General features: G+C 46.2%; 14 protein-coding genes. 11 read left to right on the top strand and 3 right to left on the bottom strand.

All coding sequences use genetic code 11. From position 1 onward, the window contains the following. Window positions 1-81 precede the first annotated feature (81 nt). Together GSQ62_RS01880 and GSQ62_RS01875 are read right to left on the bottom strand one after the other, a co-directional pair. The gene (locus tag GSQ62_RS01880) at window positions 82-978 is read right to left on the bottom strand and encodes a phosphorothioated DNA-binding restriction endonuclease (RefSeq protein ID WP_161887935.1); all 897 of its coding nucleotides are present in this window, start codon (window positions 976-978) and stop codon (window positions 82-84) included. A gap of 185 nt (window positions 979-1,163) precedes the next feature. After that, a complete protein-coding gene (locus tag GSQ62_RS01875) occupies window positions 1,164-6,137 on the bottom strand; it encodes an ATP-binding protein (RefSeq protein ID WP_161887934.1) in 4,974 nt (1,657 codons plus the stop codon). A gap of 698 nt (window positions 6,138-6,835) precedes the next feature. On the opposite strand from GSQ62_RS01875, the gene GSQ62_RS01870 reads away from it, so the two are divergent. The 6 genes from GSQ62_RS01870 to GSQ62_RS01850 all read left to right on the top strand — a co-directional run bounded on the left by GSQ62_RS01870 (window position 6,836) and on the right by GSQ62_RS01850 (window position 11,606). Then, a complete protein-coding gene (locus tag GSQ62_RS01870; protein ID WP_161887933.1) occupies window positions 6,836-7,222 on the top strand; it encodes a DUF4625 domain-containing protein in 387 nt (128 codons plus the stop codon). Window positions 7,223-7,883: 661 nt separating this feature from the next. After that, window positions 7,884-8,333 carry a hypothetical protein gene (locus tag GSQ62_RS01865; RefSeq protein ID WP_161887932.1) on the top strand — a complete coding sequence of 150 codons (450 nt, stop codon included), beginning with the start codon at window positions 7,884-7,886 and terminating at the stop codon, window positions 8,331-8,333. Between the two features lie 5 nt (window positions 8,334-8,338). Continuing rightward, entirely contained in the window at window positions 8,339-9,424 is a 1,086-nt protein-coding gene (locus GSQ62_RS01860) for a toxic anion resistance protein (protein WP_161887931.1), read from the top strand. Further along, on the top strand, window positions 9,424-9,600 hold the full coding sequence (locus GSQ62_RS20605) for a hypothetical protein (RefSeq protein WP_202621822.1): 177 nt from the start codon (window positions 9,424-9,426) through the stop codon (window positions 9,598-9,600). The genes GSQ62_RS01860 and GSQ62_RS20605 overlap by 1 nt, the downstream gene beginning before the upstream one ends. Continuing rightward, window positions 9,600-10,424, top strand: coding sequence for a hypothetical protein (locus GSQ62_RS01855; protein WP_161887930.1), 825 nt, complete (start codon window positions 9,600-9,602; stop codon window positions 10,422-10,424). The genes GSQ62_RS20605 and GSQ62_RS01855 overlap by 1 nt, the downstream gene beginning before the upstream one ends. 801 nt (window positions 10,425-11,225) lie before the next feature. Further along, window positions 11,226-11,606: a rhodanese-like domain-containing protein gene (locus GSQ62_RS01850; RefSeq protein ID WP_202621821.1), complete on the top strand. Its 381-nt coding sequence runs from the start codon at window positions 11,226-11,228 to the stop codon at window positions 11,604-11,606. Between the two features lie 388 nt (window positions 11,607-11,994). Here the strand turns inward: GSQ62_RS01850 and GSQ62_RS01845 are convergent, their stop codons facing one another. Next, a complete protein-coding gene (locus GSQ62_RS01845) occupies window positions 11,995-12,753 on the bottom strand; it encodes an SDR family NAD(P)-dependent oxidoreductase (RefSeq protein WP_161887929.1) in 759 nt (252 codons plus the stop codon). Window positions 12,754-13,198: 445 nt separating this feature from the next. Here GSQ62_RS01845 and GSQ62_RS01840 point away from each other — a divergent pair, with 445 nt between their 5' ends. From GSQ62_RS01840 to GSQ62_RS01820, 5 genes are all read left to right on the top strand, one after another. Next, the gene (locus tag GSQ62_RS01840) at window positions 13,199-14,164 is read left to right on the top strand and encodes a 2-dehydro-3-deoxygalactonokinase (RefSeq protein ID WP_161887928.1); all 966 of its coding nucleotides are present in this window, start codon (window positions 13,199-13,201) and stop codon (window positions 14,162-14,164) included. Beyond that, window positions 14,161-14,814 carry a bifunctional 4-hydroxy-2-oxoglutarate aldolase/2-dehydro-3-deoxy-phosphogluconate aldolase gene (locus GSQ62_RS01835; RefSeq protein WP_161887927.1) on the top strand — a complete coding sequence of 218 codons (654 nt, stop codon included), beginning with the start codon at window positions 14,161-14,163 and terminating at the stop codon, window positions 14,812-14,814. Before GSQ62_RS01840 ends, GSQ62_RS01835 begins: the two co-directional genes overlap by 4 nt. 221 nt (window positions 14,815-15,035) lie before the next feature. Next, the gene (dgoD, locus tag GSQ62_RS01830; RefSeq protein WP_161887926.1) at window positions 15,036-16,184 is read left to right on the top strand and encodes a galactonate dehydratase; all 1,149 of its coding nucleotides are present in this window, start codon (window positions 15,036-15,038) and stop codon (window positions 16,182-16,184) included. Window position 16,185: 1 nt separating this feature from the next. Next, window positions 16,186-17,550, top strand: a complete 1,365-nt coding sequence (locus GSQ62_RS01825) for a GntP family permease (RefSeq protein WP_237586901.1) — start codon at window positions 16,186-16,188, stop codon at window positions 17,548-17,550. Between the two features lie 638 nt (window positions 17,551-18,188). Next, a complete protein-coding gene (locus GSQ62_RS01820; protein WP_237586899.1) occupies window positions 18,189-19,292 on the top strand; it encodes an ATP-binding protein in 1,104 nt (367 codons plus the stop codon). The last annotated feature ends 48 nt before the right edge of the window (window positions 19,293-19,340 follow it).

The raw sequence follows: 19,340 nt of genomic DNA, 5'->3' as shown, positions 1-19,340 counted from the left end.
CAGGGGCAGTGGCTCCTGCTTTTCTTTTTTGAGTAGGTGAGGGGTTCAGGAGGAGGAGCGGAATACAAAATGTAATAACGGCTATATATCCCGGTAGCCGCCCTTGAAGACTTCGTGTACGTGCCAGGCGGTATATTCGGGGTTGGGGTAGAAGGCTTTCTTCTGAGGCGGCTGGATGGATTTGCCGTGGTGCTGTAGCAGCCACTCCGTGGCACCCAGGCCATTTATCTCATCCGATACCAGCATTTTCAAGTCCGCATTCACGGTAAAGGCTCCAAGGTCGAACAGCTTGTGATGGGTGGCGCATAAGGCAAGGCCGTTCACTTCTACGTCCGGGCCGCCTGCTTGGTGCCACATGATATGGGCTGCTTCCAGAGCCAGAATCTTATGCTTCAGCCGGACGCCGAAGCCACAGACAGCGCAGCGGTATTCGTAGGCTTTGAGGATGCTTTCCCGGAAGAGCGGGTCTCTTTTCCTGGCCTGCCTCATGTTGCTGCTGTTCAATGGGTCAATCGTCAGGTCAATGCCTACCGCATCCAATATATCCTGGTGCAGCGTTTCCGGGAAGTTCTGTTCCAGTATCGTTTCCACCACACTCCTTAACAACTCCGGGTCTTGCTTCAACTGCTGCGTTATCTCGTCGGGAAACTTACCCTGCAGGTCGTTCTTCAGGAGAAAATTAGAAGAGTAATCCTGCTTCGTATCCAGCAGTTCCGGCCTGTTAAACTGCCAGAGGTTGTCATTGGCCAGTTTCGTGAAAGGGAAATTGGGATAAAGTGTTTTCCGTTGCGGACCAAAATCAAGTAGCAGCTCTTTAAGCTTCGGCTCAATGCTTGCGTAGGGTATAAAGCCGGTGTTCCCCCTTTGGATTTCTCCCAACGCCAGCAGCATCAGCAGCGGCTTGTGCGGCGCACGAATGCCTTTGCTTTTCCAGGTGTTGATGTTCTGGAACTGGGAGAGGAGGTCGTTGTGGGGCATTAATTCAGATACAAAGATTTAGAATGCCTATGGGAGGTAAAGTTGCGGACAAAGTTAACTTTTATATAGGTGTTAGCCTTGGCTAAGAATCTTTTATATTTATTTGAAATAGGAGCAAAACCTACTTCGCCATAGCATTCTCAAAATTGCAGACTTTTAAATTTAAATAAGCTATAATAAATTATTTAAAAATCGAATGTTTCAAATAAAACAGTATTCCCTCCGTACATACGAGTTCGTTGTTTAGTAAGAGGAACAACTATTTGATCATAAACAGACTGTACTTCAACAGCATCAATGGTAGAAATTCTAGAAGCTTTGTTTAACCCTAAGCTATTAATAGAAGTGCCTATATTTAGACCTTGTAACTTATCATACATCAAGATCCAACGATCATGAAAAGGAGATTTAGCATTGGCAGATGATTTGGTTGACTGATTCGTAACCCTCACAAAAAATGTTTGAGGGGGTTCCTCTGATGAAACACGATTCCATGCGTTCCTAAATGAATATCTATTAAAATCTCCCCCAGCTTCGCAGCTTGTAAGTACCGTTATATTCGACCCATAGCACCAATCCATAATATTTTTCAATAAATGAATATCCTCCTCAGAAAAATAAGGGTCAATAAGATAAATATCCGAGGAGCCAGATAATTTCATTGATTTGCCTATAAACTCAAAAGCCTCTTTTCTGAAGCCAGGCTTAATAATATATGTATTATCCGATTCTACTCCGGCGTATGCATGCGTGTGGGAGTTCTTGTTTGAAATGCTGCATATAAGATTATAGCAGAGTTCTGCATTACAATAAGTTGAATCGTACAGGGAGAGCAATAAATTGTTAGATGAATTATCATGCTTAATAGCATTTTGTAAGAAAAATTCAAAAAGTGGAGCTGAATACATGAAGGGTGCTTTAGAAGCAGTTCTAATAATTGCTATTGTTTGTTCAATATCGCGTGTATTTCGTTTATCAGCATTTAATTGGCCTAACATTTTCCAAGCAATATTCCCCATGTGCCTTCTATCTCTTATTTTGCTAAATAGGGAGTAATCATTTAAAACTGACTTCTCTAACTCTAGTTTATCGAAATGGTCAGTCGCTGGCTCTGTTAATTTTTTTCTTCCTGGGTCTGTATCTAATGATGATATTAATCTTTGAGCAAGTTGTTTATCATGTTTGAAAGCAATATCTATTAATTTACGAAATGTAGGAAACATTTCAGATTCGTCTAATTTGAAAATCTCCTCATGGATTTCTTTGATTCTTTCATTGAAAATGTCAGGTGCAAATTTTAGAGCAGTTTCAAGAGCTATTTCATATCTGTGCACTTTTTCCCGAACTGATACTATATTGTTTGCTTCCTCAAAAGCTCTATGTAAAAATTCTATTTTTTGTTTCTTGTGCCCACATTCAGCAGCTAAAACGCTAAATACATAAGATCTATCCGCAACATTCGGAATAGAATTCACTCTATTTCCTAATTCTTTGAAAACTCTTTGTTGAACTTCTGTATTAGGATGATCTAAACTAAAATGTTGAGAGCAAGCCTCTGCGATTATAGCATATCCCATATGATTTACTCCAGTTCTTGGATTTGGCAGCTTGGAAGCAATTAAGGTGCTCAACCTTTGTTTAATTTCTATCTTTTGTTCTCTAACAAAATTCGAGCTGTAATTTTTACCTATATAACATAAATGGCGAATGTGGAGATATAAAGCATCATCGCTATTTACTTGATTGATAAGTTCTAAGTATTCAATAGCATCTTGGAAGTTGAACTTAGGAGATCCTATTGTGTCATCATAAGGATCAGAATCATGCCCTTTTGTAAGTATCACAAAACAAACTGAAGAAACAATTTCCTCTTTTTCATCATTAGGTACCGATTCTAAGTATAATTTTAAAGTAGCTGGTTGAGCTAGATGTATAGCCGTTGCACTTACTTTTAATATATAATTAAAATAAAATTTATCTTTTCCTTTACTATATAAATCTATAATAGGTAGTATTCTTCTGGAAACAACCTCATCAGTTATATCATTTGCTCCTGATAAACTTGCTCTAACAGCTAACTCAGACCAAAGTTCAGCTTGATCAATATTTGAAGGAACATGACTTATTAAACCGGAAATTTTGTCATAAGAGTAACTTTTGTCTTTCAAAAGCATACCACAAAATACTCGTATCATTAGTCTGATAGAATTTATATAAGCAGCAGCATGTGTTCTATTATCAATAATATATTCTTGAGAATGTAATCTTGCTTTAGAAAAATATTCAAATGCTAAAGCTTTATCATATTCAGCTAGTTGTGAGCTCATTTTATACCCCACAATAACTTTCTCCCAGGGGGAATCTATCTTATTCCAAAATTCGAGCTGAAATCTTGTAAGCTTTTCAATTAATCTGGTGTACTTAGGAATTAAGAATTCATCTTTGCTAGGTTCTAAGCTTAGAAGAAGAATAGATTTAGTTAGTAGATAACATTTAATACTATTACCTAAAGTTTTATCTATTAGTGGTAATAAGTTTTTGATTTTTTTACGGTGATTTTTTGAATTTTCTCGTTGATTATATGCCGAATCAAAAATAGATATGATAGCCTTAGTATAGATGGTTTCAATTTCAATTAATGATACTGCTTTGAGGAGTTTAGCTTCATCCCAGATTGAAATGTTACTCTCTACATAAGTTTCAATACATTTTAAAAAGGCATGTGATCTTCTTTCAATTGTATTCAGCATTCTTGAAATAGTAAGAGCAAAATCTATATCGATTTCAGCAATTACTTCAATAGTGTTCTCAATTTCTGAATAGTGATCTGATGTTGAATGTAAAAGTTTATCTATGGATTTAAGAATCTCTTTACTAACAAAATCCTCATCAAGAATAAATTCATCAGGATTAATAGTAATATCACTCCCTATTTTTTTTACAAGAGCCCAACAATATGCTATTGCCTCAACTTTTATAGAATAATCAGTTAAACTCTCTATAAAAGAATATAGATCTACTGCTCGCTGATTTGAATTATCAATATCATGTTTTAAAAGGCTCCTAATAATCAGTATATGTAATTTGATTTTGTCGCCTGTTGGGCTATTTATTGAGACCATTAGTTCATCAATTCTTTTTATTGTCGTCTCAACTAACTCTTTATTAAGTAAATATTGAACGGGAGATACTATGTCTAACAACATAGTTGTAGTAGGCTTTACTATTGAAGAATTTTGCAACATAAGACTAATTGCAAAGTCCATTATGCTATAGATATTACTAGTCTTCTTATTTCTCTTTATCCACTCTCTAATAATATATAGCCTATCAGATGAATTATCAATTTTCGAAACTACATTAATAATCTCATCTTCCTTAATTTCATTAATTCCAAAGCCAATTGATTTGGAAAAATTGTTTATAAAATCATTTACAGGATTATCTTCACTATCTGAGGTAGCTTTTATACTATCTTCGGTTTTTCCTTTATTGATAATCATAGCTACATAGGTTAATAGCCATTCTAGTGATCCTTTATCGGATTTTATTCCAGACACTTTCTCAATAAGTTGAACAGCCTTTTCAGGAAGGAAATAAGCAAGCCCCACTACTATATCAACAATATTATCTTTTAGATAATCAGGATCTATATCTATTAGAAGGTCTTGGATTTCATCAACAATAAGGCTATCTACATCCTTTTTCCTTTGCTTTGACTCTTTTACATAGCTTATTAACATCTTGAGCCTATCTTCTTTTAAGACGGCATTAGATATAAGAGTAAATGCTTCTTCTTGCTTATCCAGAGCTATATAGGCTTCAATTTGTGCTTCCCTTGTATCGCTTTTCTGTAGGCCTCTTATCGAACTTCTATACAATGAGAACTTTAAAACATCATTATATGATTTCTTAAGGTTATTGGATGCTTTGAAACCATAATTTATTTGCTTCTTTATATCAGCGAATGATTTGCTGCTTGATATAATTAAACCTAAGTTGTCTATTGTAAGTAAATCAACTATACTGGACCACTCTCTATTCTTTTCAAATAGAGTAGGTAAATTCATAACAGAGTCTATACCCTCTTGCTCTGTATAATATTCTATAAGTATAGAAAAAATTCTGCTTTCATACTTTGAGAATTTTTTGGCAACAAAGTTTCTATATGATGCTGAAACAAAAGAAACTTCAATATTTTTAATTGTTAGGAAAGAAATATCTGCAATTTGCTCTTTTAAGATATCTTCATTTGAGTGTATTATATCTGAAATCTTTGTAATACTCCTTGTGTTATCATCAAGCGATATAATGCTTATTAATTTTATGATATCATTATCAAAATCTAAATCTTTTATTGAAGATTGATTCCACTCCACCTCTAGTAAATCATTCTTTTCTCTAATATCATCTTTTTGTAAAAAATCTTTTATATCTATTCCACTGTCTAAAATGCGTTTAATTTGGCTTAAGCGCTCTGGATGACCTTTCCATGTAGCATGTATCTCATTAACATAATCATTATTAATATTTTCCGTAAAGCCAAAAAATTTGGCAGTCTCTTCTGGGCTAAATCGAGGTACTCTAAAAGATTTAGCTCGATTTAGAGCATTATCTGGAAGAATACCCTTAAGTTTTTCTCTGTCACCCGAAACAATAAAATAAAAGTAATTAGTAGCCCAAGGTAAGTTCTGTAAAGTTGACTTTAAAAGTTCAACATCGGCTTTTTCGATTTGATCTAATCCATCAATTACAAAAAATATGGGATTCTTTTTTCTGTTCGGTGCTTTAATTAAATCAAAAATAAGCCTATTAAAAACACCTTCAGTTATAGAGAAGTCATCCTCAGGAATCTCTGAAGTGTTTAGAAAGAAAATTTGCTTACCTATATCCTCCATTAAATAATCTAGTTTATAAGTAAACCTAAAAGCTGGATTAATAAAGTAAGAAAGGCAGTCATTTTTATGCCTCATAGCAAACTGAAGTAGTAGATTTGTCTTTCCGATTGCTTCAACTCCTTCGACTACTACTAACTTAGAATCATTTGTAGCCAGTTCCTCTATTTCATCTATAAGATAATCTCTTGTAATTCCTGATTCTGAAAAAATTTGATTAAATGATAAAGAGTAATCTCGTAGAGTTAGTAATTTTGTTTCCATAGTAAAACGATTTTGCAATGTTTTAGATTATTATTTTAAAAGACAGTTTTTGCTTTGACTGACGGCCAATGTGTTGGTGACATAACTTTTTAAGCTGTAAATTTCGAAGTTGGTTGACTGCATTATAAACACTTTGTCTAAACTACTTCCACCTTAATAATGAAAATTAAATTTTATTTGTAGCCACCTATATAAGAGACTTCATTGTTCAAACAGATGCTTAATATAGTAAAATTAATATTGGTTTTATAAAATATTTCATTGAAAATTATCAATAGAATATTTATGAACCGTATATCCTATTGTATTTAGATTAAATCTAAATACAAATTAGATTCCAGTACAAGTAGCTATCGCAAAGGCAAAGGTTAAGTGCCGCTCAAAAATATATTGATAGCTGGAGGTGGCTATTGCTACTATCATCAACAACGGCGGAAAGGCCCCAAGTCATCTGTACAACCCCTTTTGCACTTGATAAAATACAAATTAACAAAACCAGCCCCTTTACTAGGCTGGGGGCTGGGAGATATATACAAAGGCAGAAACGCGGGCAATTCGGCAACCTTGCTTGCCGCCTGCCGTTAAACTCCTATCGAAGCCGCTACTTTTATAATTATCTGGTTATCAATATTTTAATATTACATTATTTACTTTTTACTAATTACCAAAGCTATGAAAAAAGTTAAGGGTTTTTCCTGGTGCTGTTCTCTCTCTCATTTTTTGCCTGCGATGATGACGATGACGAGGCTGATCTGGACACTACCGATCCTACCATCACCATCACTTCGCCAGCGACCGGAGCCACCTTTATGCCTGGGGATGTAGTGGAGCTACGCGCGGATATAATGGATAACATGGGCCTGGAGGAGGTAAGGGTTAACGTGACAGATCCGAGTGGCACCACCAGAGAGGTGGATGACAATACTATCAACGACTTCCTGAACGACAACAGGGAAAAAGACCTGGAACTAGATATCACTCTGGACGAGAACGCACCTGTAGGTGACTATATCATAGTGGTGGAGGCTATAGACGAAGCGGAGAATAGTGCATCGCAGTCTGTAACGGTATCTGTGGCAGAGTAAGCAAGCTGCCAGCTCAGCTACAAATGATACAGCGGGAGCAGCGGCTGTTGTCGAAGGAGCTGTAAGAATCATTCCGAGAATTATGAGAGGGCTTGTACACGTACAGGCCCTTTTTTCTGCCTTAGCCGACCTAAACATCTGCCGTGCCACGCGTTCAGCCGTTCACCATTCCAGAAGCGTTTAACAACATCCTCAACACGCGCCATCCTGCTTTTTCAACAATCAAGGTTACGGCCACGACCCATAGATCAAAACTGATTTACCGGATTAACGCGAGGTCTGGCGACTTCATTTCCGTGTTGGTGGTAACTTAAATAACGGCGGAAAAGTGATAGAGAGGCGATTGGATCGGGAACGATCCATTCGTCCCCATGTCTCTGTCAGAGGAGAGTGTAGCAGCTTGGTGTACAGGAAGAAGCTTGCAGAGAACCGTTTTAAGACTTAACCGACGCTGCCTATATTTAAACCACAGCTTAAGCAATATATAAACCAGCGGGCAAATCAGCTTTGGAAATTTCCCGTTTCGTCAGCAAGATAAAATCGTTTGACTGCACCGAATTTGCCCTGGACCAGATGGCCTCGTGCAGTCCGACTCCACAGCCCCGTTCCGCGTATAGTGTATATAGAAGACTTTTTATGTCGCAAACAGCTAAACCTATATATGATAATCTTCTGGACATTCGTTATTGGGGCAATACTGGGCTATATGTTCGGGCACTATCTAAAGCCGAACCACCGCCTGCGCAAAGCCCTGGAAGCCGCCAGGCAAACAGGCCAGGCCCTGCTGGAGGAGGAGCACAAGGGTGTTTATAAGACCATCGTTACGGAAAACAACAAGTCTTCGGAGCTGGTGGTGGAGGTGAAGGAGCTGGCCGTGACGCAGGGCGGGCAGGTAAAAGTGGCCTACCTCAGCGCCCAGTATAAAAATCCCGCTTTCAGGACGCGGAAAGGAGAGGCCCTGCTGAAAGAGGTGCAGAGTTTATTAGGAGATTACCTGCCTTTCAGCGATATTGAGTGGTATGAAACCACGGAGCGCCACGCGCATGTAAGAGAGCGCCTGCGCGACCTGGATACGATTGAAAACCAGCACAAGCACCAACGCGGAGAATAAACACTATGGAAAGCACCAACACCCCAATTGTCGAAAACAAGGAGCAGCTACAGCAAAGAGCAGCTGAGATATCGAAGACCATCGACCCGTCCAAGCCCGATTCGCTCACCAATTTCGGGGTGGAGACGCAGCGCAAGCTGGGCTATTACTCCAACGAGCTGCTCACGAAGGTGAAGGCAAAGGATTCCGGCGACGCCGGGGCCGCCATCAACGAGCTGCTCACCCAGATCAACATGATCAAGATTGACGAGCAGGAGAAGCGGGGACTGCTGTCGCGCCTGCCTTTCGCCAAAAAGATAAAGGACCGGTCGCAGCGCCTCGCCATCCAGTACAACACCATCGCCGAGAACGTGGACGATGTGGTGATAAAGCTGGAGAAAACGCGGCAGAGCATCATGAAGGATTCCACCAGCCTGGAGGTGATGTTCAACCAGGCGGTGGAGTATATACACGAGGTGCGCACCGTGATTGCCGCTGGCAAAATGAAGATCGAGGAGCTGGAGAACGTGGAGATCCCGAGGCTGCAGTCGGAGGCGGAGGCCAGCGGGCAGGACGAGCTGGTGGTGCAGCGCCTCAGCGATATGGTGGCCTTCAAAGACCGCCTCGAAAAGAAGGTACACGACCTCACGCTCTCCCACACCATCGCCACGCAGTCGATGCCCCAGATCCGGATGATACAGACCACGAACGATGTGCTGGCCCAGAAAATCCAGAACTCCATCGTGACGGTGATACCGGTGTGGCGCCAGCAGGTGGCCATCGCCCTTGGGCTGGAGAAGCAGCGCAAGGCCCTGGAGATCCAGAAAAAAGTGACCGACACCACCAACGAGATGCTCCTGAAAAACTCGCAGCTGCTGAAAACCAACGTGGTGACCGCCGCCCAGGAAAACGAGCGCGGCATCGTGGACGTGGACACGCTGAAAAAAGTGAACCGGGACATGGTGGAGACGCTGGACGCCGTGCTGAAGATATCGGAAGAAGGAAGCCGCAAGCGGGCAGAGGCCGTGAAGGAGCTGGCCGAGGTGCAGGAAGAGCTCAACAACAAGATCATCGGCACGTTCGGAAAGTCCAAAAAGATTGAGGCACAGTAATGGCGGACGAAATAGCGCAACATAACGCTCTCCCACGCCTCCTGACCCCGGAGCAGGAGGCTCTCCTTGCTTTATATATCCAGAACCTGGACGGCTATATGGCGGAGCTGAAGGCGTCGGACGCGATACAGGTAGAGATTGAAACGCAGCACCTTAAAAAGATTCTTAGTTCCTGATGGGCTTCTGGCGTTCCGTTTTCGGAGATAATAGGGAGGCTGGCAGCAGAACGGTTGTCGGCAGCCCGGAGGCAGTAGAGGAGAAAGATTTACCCTATCTGAAAGACTCGCTCAGGCGGCTGCGGGATTTGCAGGAGCTGCACCACCGCTACAAGGACACGGCGCACGCGCAGAAGATCCGGGAGGTTCAGGAGAAGACGAAGGAGATACACACCTACCTGCTGGCCCGGAAGCGCGGCCACGAACTGGAGCTGTTCCACCTGCAGCACACCGACCATTTCCTGAACACCTTTACCGTGATTGTGGATGCCCATCAGCAGCACCATGCCCAGGCGGCCACCCTCCGGCGGGCGGCGGCGCGGGCGGAGTCTGTGATCCGCAAGGTGACGCCCGCCGCCTTCCGGAAAGACAGGAAAGAGGTGAAGGCGGCGCACCAGCAAAACCGCGAGGTCAGTCAGCGGGCTTTTGAAGACATTACCAACGCCAAAGCCGAGGTGCCCATCCTGGCCGCACCACAGATTTCTATTAACACCTACGCTAAAATTGTGTACCTGCAGGAGGAACCGTCGGGCAGGCTGATTCCCAACGAGATTGGCTTCACCTCCTCCCCGGAGGAAAAATCAGCTTTTGTGGATTACGTTTGCGACCGGTTCGGCATTGAGAGCATTGCCTATATGGGCAATACGATGGCGTATATACCCAGCACCCACAGCTCCCAGCCCGCAGAAATGGCCCCCGTCATCCACTGGAACGGCTGCCCCTACGTCCTTCACCTCGAAGAATGCCGCCTCTTCGCCGTCAGCACCTTCCGGAAAGGCAGGTGAGGAAATTTATATATAGGCAACGCTGGCAAAGAGGCAAAAGCATCGGCGGGGAGTTATAGTCAATGGGTAATGAAACGTGAACTCGGGAATCAATTGAATGTAATAGTATGATATTGAAGTGATTATAATAAAACACTCACTGACTCAGAGCGAAACCGTTTCCAGTTTTCACCTGAGGCACCTTGTAGATGTTGCGGTGCCGCACGCAGTAAGGCAGCCTGAGCAGAGCGAAGGCAGCTTCAGCTACACAGTGCTGAAGGAGAAAACGAGGCCTCTCGGCCTGAGAGCACCAAAACCAGCTATAGAACTTAAAGTAAGTTAAGCCAGAGGGATGAACAGCGGCTATAAGCTTAGGCACAATAATTCCCGAGTTCACGTTAATGAAGCAAGTCCCCCTTTGAAGGGGGGCTTTTCTCGCTATAAGAGTTTATATACTACAGTTAAGGGTATTTTTCTTTTTACAGTTCTCGCTAAGCGGGCAAAGCGCGTATAAGGGTTTGTGAAAGTGAAGCTAAAAACACCGTTTACTTTACTCGTGTCTCTCCACCACCACAAAAACTTCACAGGGGCAGCACTGATGCCAACTTCACCCTTTGAGTTCAGCAGGTCCACATACCTGTAAAATCTATAGATACAGTATAAGAAACAATCTTTATCTGCTTGCTATACAGATGGTAGATGTGTGTAATGCTTTTGTGGATAAGACAAGTTAAGTATGTCCGGGTAACTAACTTTATACACCCAAAGGCTGCTCTTTCTTAATACTTATTGAATTTATATATCCACTTAATCACAAAAATCATGGAAAAAACTTTAAAAGACCTGGTGGCGGAGGCCAATCAGCATGTGAAGACCTACGAAGTGGCTGAAGCCATCGAACGGTTCAACCAGAAGCGCGGCCGGTTCATCGATGTGCGCGACGAGCCCGAACTGCTAAACGACGGTAAGATACCCGGCGCCACGCACGCCTCCAGGGGAATGCTGGAGTTCTATATTGATCCGCAGAGCCCATACCACAAGGATATTTTTTCGTCGGAGGATGAGAAGATATTTTACTGCAAGAGCGGCGGGCGCTCTGCCATGGCCGCGCAAAGAGCACAGGAAATGGGCGTTAAAAACGTAGCCCACGTAGCGGGCGGCTTCAACGCCTGGAAAGAGAAGGGCGGCCCTGTGGAAGCATGAACCAGCCCAGAGACAACTTCTGAGGTAGATGTACAGCAAAAAAAGAAGCCTGTTGTGGGCATTCCCAAAGCAGGCTTCTTCTGTCATGATCATACGTTGGAGTTACCTCCAATCAGCTTCTTCAAGCTTTACTCAGGCTCGTCGCCTGTCTTTACAAAAACCCATATGTCATATACCGATATATACGGCAGCTTAGAAAGGGAGGTTTAGGTTTGACTTCGAAGTTTTTCTGCTTCCTGGCAGGCGCCGGAAGCTGCGATATAGGAACCAGGGCACGCGTGTCAGGCATCAGAATACAGGAACGTTTATACTCCTGCCTACTCGTCCTTCATATAAGATACGAGGTGCTTCTATGGGTAGCTGAACCGGGAGCGCGCAGCAGCATTCCTTAAAACGGGGAAGGGCTGGTGCAGGTCCAACCGCCGTCGATGACCAGGCTCTGGCCCGTTATATGCCGGGCCTCCTCCGACACCAGAAAAAGTGCGGCATGGGCGATATCGGCCACGGTGGCCGGGCGCCCCATCGGCGTTATCCTGGACCAGGTGCGTTCGTAATCCGGGTCCTGCAGCGTTCGCTCGGTAAGGGTGGCCCCCGGCGCGATGGTGTTGACGTTTATCCCGAATTCGGAAAGTTCGATCACCAGGTTCCTGGCCAGCATTTCGAGGGCGGCCTTGCTCATGCCATAGGCGGCCAGCTGCTTGTGCGCCTGGTGGCCGGTGACGGAGGAGGTAAAGAGCAGCGAGCCGCCCGATCCCTGCTGTTTCATCTGCCTGGCCGCCGCCTGGGCCAGAAAGAACGTGCCCCCCAGGTTTACCTGCATCACCCGGTTAAACGCCTCCGGCGTATAGGCGAAGAAATCCCCAAAAAGCGTGATGCCCGCGTTGGCAATGATGAGGTCGAGCCGCCCGAAACGGGAGACCGCCGTGTCCACGAGGCGCTGAATGAACGCCACGTCGCTGGAGTCGCCCGGGAGGGCGATGCAGGTGCCGCCTTCTGTTTCTATCTGCCTTGCGGCGCTTTCCGCCAGATCCGCATCCAGGTCGTTCAGGACCACGCTTGCCCCGGCACCCGCCAGCTGCCGGCATATCTGCAGCCCGATTCCCTGACCGGCGCCCGTTACGATAGCTACTTTATCTTTAAACTTCATATATGCTCTGTTTGAGAATCAAAATAAAGAAATTTTCCATCAGGAGGTAACGGTAAGTAAAGAGTCTCCCGTGTAAGGTAGCAAGACAGAGGACTTTCTTGAACGCATCTATATAGCCGTCAATGGTTTAACTCGTGCAATGCTGCTGCTGAGCGTGCAGGTTAATTTTTTCCTGTAACTCATATAGCCTGCCTTGATAAGTATAAGCGGCGGGCCAGAATAAACTTGTTAGCACAGGCCGCGGCCTTTCTCGTCGCCCCCTCTGTCAGAATCAGGGTTTACAGATAAACACCCTTTTCTGCGCCCGCCGCTTCCGTTTCATCTGCAGGTCGCGCCAAACCCTACCACCTGCGCTTTGCACAGCGCCTCTGGCTGTCCCGTATCTACCGAATGGGTTGTGATTTCGTTCGTATTCTTCTTATTTTAGGCGCATATAGTTTTCTCTATGGTTCACTTCCTGAGTTGCGACTGGGGTACTTCGTCTTTTCGGCTACGGCTGGTGCGGACCGAAAACGCGGAAATTATAGCCGCGAAGAAATCTTCCAAAGGAATTTCCGCCACCTTTAACAGCCTGAGTGAAAGGGAAAAAAATGACCCGGAGGAGCGGTTGCTTTTCTACCTGCGGCTTATCCGGGAGGCCATATATGAGATAGAGCAGGAGCATGCCCTATCCCTGGCGGGTGTTCCGCTTGTCATTTCGGGTATGGCTTCTTCCTCCATCGGCATGGCCGAGCTTCCCTATAAATCTCTTCCCTTCAGCGTAGACGGGAAGGGCATAGGAGCAGCTTTTTTTGAGGCAAGAACCGCTTTTGCGCACCCGGTGCTGCTGATTTCAGGGGTCAGGAGCGAAGATGACGTGATGCGGGGCGAGGAGACGCAACTTGTAGGCGCTGTTTTAGACAAAGAGGCGGCTGGGCTATATATATTTCCGGGAACGCACTCCAAGCATATATGGGTAAAGGACCGGCAGGTGACGGACTTCCAAACCTATATGACCGGCGAAATATTTGATCTGCTGTGCAGGGAAAGTATCCTGAAAGGTGGAATAGAAAGAAACGAGGATCTGCACCACCCCGGCTGCCTGGATCGCTTCATAGAAGGCGTTCGGGATGCAAAGGGCGCGAACTTACTGCACACGGCTTTCCGGGTCAGGACAAACGCACTGTTCGGGAAGCTCTCCAAAAAAGAAAATTTTCACTACCTGAGCGGACTGCTGCTGGGGGCTGAATTGGAAAGTCTGTCGTCCGTAGTTGAAGGGCCTGTCTATGTCTGCAGCGAACCCGGCCTGAGTTTCAGCTATGGGACAGCCCTGGAGGTCCTGGGGATAAAGCATGCGGCGCATGTCCGGGCGGAGGAGGCCGTTGTGCGAGGGCAGCTAAAAATATACAGCCATTTTAACCATATTATATGAATTCATCTTTTTCGTGGGAGGCCTTTGACAGGATGCCGGTGGTGGGCATTTTAAGAAACGTGCCGCCACGCCATATGCAAAAGCTATTTACCGTTTACTATGATGCTGGCTTCACTACCATCGAAGTGACCATGAATTCGGCGGGCGCCGCAGAAACCATCTCCACGCTGGGGAAAATGTTTGGCGGTCGGCTGAACATCGGGGCGGGTACGGTCTGCACGATGCAGGATTTAGACGACGCGCTTTCAGCCGGGGCACAGTTCATCGTGACGCCTGTGGTAGCGGAGGCGGTTATCAAGGCATGCGCCGAAAGAGGGGTGCCGGTGTTTGCGGGGGCTTTCACCCCGACAGAGATTTACCGGGCTTGGGAGCTGGGGGCAAGCATGGTGAAAGTGTTTCCGGCGGGCCAGTTCGGCCCCGCCTATATAAAAGAGGTGCTGGCTCCCCTCAATCCTATCAAACTGTTGCCAACCGGCGGCATCAGTCAGGAAAACTTCACAGATTTTCTGGAAGCTGGCGCGAAGGGGCTCGGCATGGGAAGTCACCTGATACCGAAAGCGCTGGTGGAAAACGAGCAGTGGGAGCAACTGGAAAGCCACCTTTCCGGCTTTGCGGAAAAATACCGCCACTTCAAGCAGCAGATGAATTGACAGGGGATATATAGGAGGCCACAAATTAACTCCGTCTTTCCCGGTAATCCGGAGCAGCTTTAGATTACCTGTTAAATCGTGCTTCTATATATGAATATGATTTACTTAAAAAAAGCATAGTAAATGAATAAGCTTTGTCATGTGTTTTCACCGGTAAGTTGTTGGTGAAAACACATGACAAAGCTTATTTCGCCTATATTTTAATGAGATAAAACTATCGGATGAGAATTGTAAACTACGAATTGTTTCAGGTGCCGCCGCGCTGGTTGTTTTTGAAGATTGAGACGGATGAGGGGATAACCGGCTGGGGCGAGCCTGTGATTGAGGGAAAAGCAGCTACTGTAAAAGCGGCCGTGGATGAGCTGATGGAATACCTGGTGGGGAAGGACCCCATGCACATTGAGGACCATTGGAACGTGATGTACAGGGCAGGCTTTTACCGGGGCGGCCCTATTCTGATGAGTGCGATTGCCGGGATAGACCAGGCGTTGTGGGATATAAAAGGAAAATTCTTTGGTGCGCCTATATACCAACTGCTCGGGGGCAAAGCCCGGGACACGATGAAAGTCTACTCCTGGATAGGGGGGGATCGCCCGGCAGACGTGGGCGTTGCGGCGAAAGACATGGTTGCCAAAGGCTTCACTGCCCTTAAAATGAATGCCACTGAGGAACTGCAGTACGTGGACTCTTATGACAAGATTGACCATGCCGTGGCTCGCATCGCTGCCGTACGGGAGGCGGTGGGGCCGGGAGTCGGGATTGGCATTGATTTCCATGGCCGCGTACACAAGCCGATGGCCAAAATACTGGCGAAGGCGCTGGAGCCTTTCCGCCCCATGTTTATTGAGGAAGCGGTATTGCCGGAGAACAACGAGGCGCTTCGGGAGATAGCCAACCATGTGGCCATTCCGATTGCCACCGGCGAACGGATGTTCTCGAAGTGGCAGTTCAAAACCTTGCTGAAGGAGGGTTACGTCGACATCATCCAACCCGATCTGTCGCATGCCGGCGGCATCACCGAGTGCAAGAAAATCTTTTCGATGGCAGAGGCCTTTGATGTGGCGGTGGCGCCGCACTGTCCGTTGGGGCCCATCGCCCTGGCCGCCTGCCTGCAGGTAGACGCCACCTGCCACAATGCCTTTATCCAGGAGCAGAGCCTGGGCATCCATTACAACCAGGGCAGCGACCTGCTTGACTATATCGTAGACCCCAACGTTTTTGCCTACCGGGAAGGCTACGTGCAGATACCGGAAGGCCCGGGGCTTGGCATCGAAGTAAACGAGGCGCATGTCAGGGAAATGGCGAAAGTCGGCCACAACTGGAGAAATCCGGTGTGGCGGCACCCCGACGGCAGCATAGCGGAATGGTAACATGATGAGCGAGACCACTTACCTCTTACTGATCACCGTTTCATCCATCGTGCTGCTGCTGGTGCTGGTCATGCGCCTGAAGATACACGCTTTTGTGGCGCTGCTGCTGGCCAGTACATTTGTGGGCCTGGCGGCAGGCATGCCTTTCATGGAGTTGATCGAGAGCCTACAGGAAGGGATGGGCAACATACTGGGATTCATCGCGATTGTGGTGGGGCTGGGGGCCATTCTGGGGAAACTGCTGGAAGTTTCCGGGGGCGCCGAAATTCTGGCGCAGCACATTATCAGCGCCTTTGGCGAACGGAGAACCGACTGGGCCCTGATGCTCACAGGCTTTATTGTTTCGATACCGGTGTTCCTGGATGTGGGGTTTATCATCCTCGTCCCGATTGTGTATGCGCTGGCTAAGAGGTCGGGCCGCTCGCTCCTGCACTTTGCCATGCCGCTGCTGGCCGGGATGGCCGTGACGCATTCCTTCATTCCCCCGACACCCGGCCCCGTGGCTGTGGCTGAGATCCTGAATGCCCCGCTGGGCTGGATGATCGGCCTGGGAATAGTGGTGGGATTGCCCGCAGCAGCTTTGGCAGGACCTGTTTTCGGAAGGTACATCAGCAGAAAGATTAAGGTGGGGCCGCCGGATTTCGTGGAGTTCAACGAAGAGAAAGTCTTGTCGAGCCGGAGCGATTTCCTGATGATTCTGTTCATCATCATTCTGCCGCTTTTCCTGATCCTGGTTGCCACCACCCTCGACATGGTAGTGGGCATGGGAGAGTTGTCTGCTGAAAATTACTGGGTCAGCCTGTTTCAGTTTTTAGGGCACCCTTTTGCGGCGCTCACCATCGCCACGCTGGTGGCCGCCTACTTCCTGGGCATCAGGAAAGGACACAATGCCAAACAGCTCCTGGAGTTCTCGGATAAAGCCCTGACGCCTGCCGGCCTTATTATCCTGATAACGGGAGCCGGCGGCATGTACAAGCAGATACTGGTGGACAGCGGGGCAGGGGAGGCGCTGGCGCAGCTGTTCATCACCTATAACGTAGCGCCGCTTTTCATGGCCTATATACTGGCCGTGATCATCCGGATCATACAGGGCTCAGCCACGGTGGCGATGATTACGTCCGCCGGTATGATGGCTCCCATTATTGTGGAACTGGATATATCAGACCCCATGAAAGCCCTTATCTGCCTGGCTATCGCGGCTGGGGCCACGATCCTCTCGCACGTAAATGACAGTGGCTTCTGGCTGGTGAAAAAATACCTGGGCCTGACGGAGAAAGAAACCCTGCAGTCCTGGACGGTGATGGAAACCATCATCTCGGTGTCGGCATTTGTCTTTATACTGCTTGTTTCTCTGGTATTTATATAGGAGAGGGGCTGTAGTACGTCAATCTCCAACTCAAATGGCTATAATAATTTTGGGAGGGCACGTTAATTCTCTCGCCTTGCTGCCCAGAGTAATCTCAACTATATATGGATGAGCGGGATGAAGCTTGAAAATAAAATAAGGAACGAGCCAATCCGCTGATTATCAAGCGAGCTTAAACAATTTTTATCTGATGAAGTATGTATAAAAGTCAAAACGAAAGAAGAAAAATGCAGATGATGTAGCTCCTTTTACGTTAAATACTAAAAGCACTACCCGTTCAAAAAGGCACAGTCATAACATATCCTTTGTTGCCTTTGAGATTTTCTTTCGTGCGGAGCAATCAGAACAGCTTCTAACGGATTCCTATATATAAGGGTTAATTTTACCTGTCTTAAATACCGAGCGAGTCGATTTGCCCTATGGAAAAAAATATTCCATCAGAATATCAGTATTTGCAAAAACTGATCAGGTATCAGCTTGGCCGGTATTTTAAAGTTGATAATGCGGAGCCTGAACCTGCCTTCCCGAAGCAGATACAGTCCTCTCCCTATCTCGCATCTTTTATAAAGGAAAACAACTTAAATCAGGACGAGGTTACTTTATTATTGATAGCGCTTGCACCTCATATACTGCCTGATTTGATCGATCAGTCCGTTGAGCAGGTGCTCAGCGCATCCGGTGATTTTCCGAGGATAGGGGGGGTGCGCGGCAAAAACTTCAGGGGGATTTTACCAACCGGCGAGACAGCCCTTTTTCTGCTCGCCGCCGGTAACCTGGAGAAGCGGGTGCAATTACAAAAGCTTTTCGGTGTAGAGCATTTATTCGGTAGAAAAGCAGTCCTGTGGCTGGAAGACCTGCCGCAGGGCGAGCCTGCCATGAGCGGGAGAATTATTCTTTCGAAGGAATTTGTGGATTTGTGCCTGACAGGCCAGCGCCCTAAACCACGCTTTGGCATCAACTTCCCGGCGCAACAGTTAGAGACGCTGCAGGATTGGGAAGATTTAGTGCTGAATGAAATGACAATGCAGCAGGTACGCGACCTGGAAACCTGGCTGCAGTATGGCGATGTGCTGCTGCAGGACTGGGGCCTGGCCAAAAAGATTAAACCCGGCTTCCGCGTACTTTTCCACGGCCCCCCCGGCACCGGCAAAACACTCACAGCCTCCCTTTTGGGCAAGTTTACAGGCAGGCCCGTTTACCGGATCGATTTATCTTTAGTGGTTTCCAAATATATAGGTGAAACAGAAAAAAACCTCGCGCACCTCTTCAACACAGCTGAGAATAAAGACTGGATTCTGTTTTTTGATGAAGCGGATGCGCTCTTCGGGAAACGCACCAGCGTGCGCGATGCTCATGACAAATACGCCAACCAGGAGGTGTCATTTTTACTGCAGCGGACAGAGAACTACGCAGGGTTAGTGATACTGGCCACCAATTTCAAAAGCAACATCGACGATTCCTTTGCCCGACGATTCCAGTCCCATATATACTTTCCGCTACCAAGGTATGAAGAGCGTCTGCGGCTTTGGCATAGCATCATCCCCGAAAAAGTAAAGCCTGGCACCCAGGTGGATCTCCACCATATTGCCAGCCAGTACGAACTCACTGGAGCTCATATCACCAACATTGTGCAGTATGCCTGCCTGCAGGCAATATCGCGCGGCGAGTCCACCATCACTGAAACTGATTTGCTGGAGGGAATCCGTAATGAATATGCGAAGGAAGGAAAGGTGTTGAAGTAATATGGGTTAGTAGAGTATATTAAGAATTGATTTATTCCGCTTTATTAG

It is taken from the genome of Pontibacter russatus (genome assembly GCF_009931655.1).
GTDB classification, from domain to species: domain Bacteria; phylum Bacteroidota; class Bacteroidia; order Cytophagales; family Hymenobacteraceae; genus Pontibacter; species Pontibacter russatus.
The sequence above is the reverse complement of the archived record's forward strand: the minus strand, read 5'-3'. Positions and strand labels throughout refer to the sequence as shown.

What these genes read in the sequence shown, in the direction of transcription:
- GSQ62_RS01880 (WP_161887935.1), bottom strand. Translation starts at nt 978, where the DNA reads ATGCCCCACAACGACCTCCTCTCCCAGTTCCAGAACATCAACACCTGG.
- GSQ62_RS01875 (WP_161887934.1), bottom strand. Translation starts at nt 6,137, where the DNA reads ATGGAAACAAAATTACTAACTCTACGAGATTACTCTTTATCATTTAAT.
- GSQ62_RS01865 (WP_161887932.1), top strand. Translation starts at nt 7,884, where the DNA reads ATGATAATCTTCTGGACATTCGTTATTGGGGCAATACTGGGCTATATG.
- GSQ62_RS01860 (WP_161887931.1), top strand. Translation starts at nt 8,339, where the DNA reads ATGGAAAGCACCAACACCCCAATTGTCGAAAACAAGGAGCAGCTACAG.
- GSQ62_RS20605 (WP_202621822.1), top strand. Translation starts at nt 9,424, where the DNA reads ATGGCGGACGAAATAGCGCAACATAACGCTCTCCCACGCCTCCTGACC.
- GSQ62_RS01855 (WP_161887930.1), top strand. Translation starts at nt 9,600, where the DNA reads ATGGGCTTCTGGCGTTCCGTTTTCGGAGATAATAGGGAGGCTGGCAGC.
- GSQ62_RS01850 (WP_202621821.1), top strand. Translation starts at nt 11,226, where the DNA reads ATGGAAAAAACTTTAAAAGACCTGGTGGCGGAGGCCAATCAGCATGTG.
- GSQ62_RS01845 (WP_161887929.1), bottom strand. Translation starts at nt 12,753, where the DNA reads ATGAAGTTTAAAGATAAAGTAGCTATCGTAACGGGCGCCGGTCAGGGA.
- GSQ62_RS01840 (WP_161887928.1), top strand. Translation starts at nt 13,199, where the DNA reads ATGGTTCACTTCCTGAGTTGCGACTGGGGTACTTCGTCTTTTCGGCTA.
- GSQ62_RS01835 (WP_161887927.1), top strand. Translation starts at nt 14,161, where the DNA reads ATGAATTCATCTTTTTCGTGGGAGGCCTTTGACAGGATGCCGGTGGTG.
- dgoD (WP_161887926.1), top strand. Translation starts at nt 15,036, where the DNA reads ATGAGAATTGTAAACTACGAATTGTTTCAGGTGCCGCCGCGCTGGTTG.
- GSQ62_RS01825 (WP_237586901.1), top strand. Translation starts at nt 16,186, where the DNA reads ATGATGAGCGAGACCACTTACCTCTTACTGATCACCGTTTCATCCATC.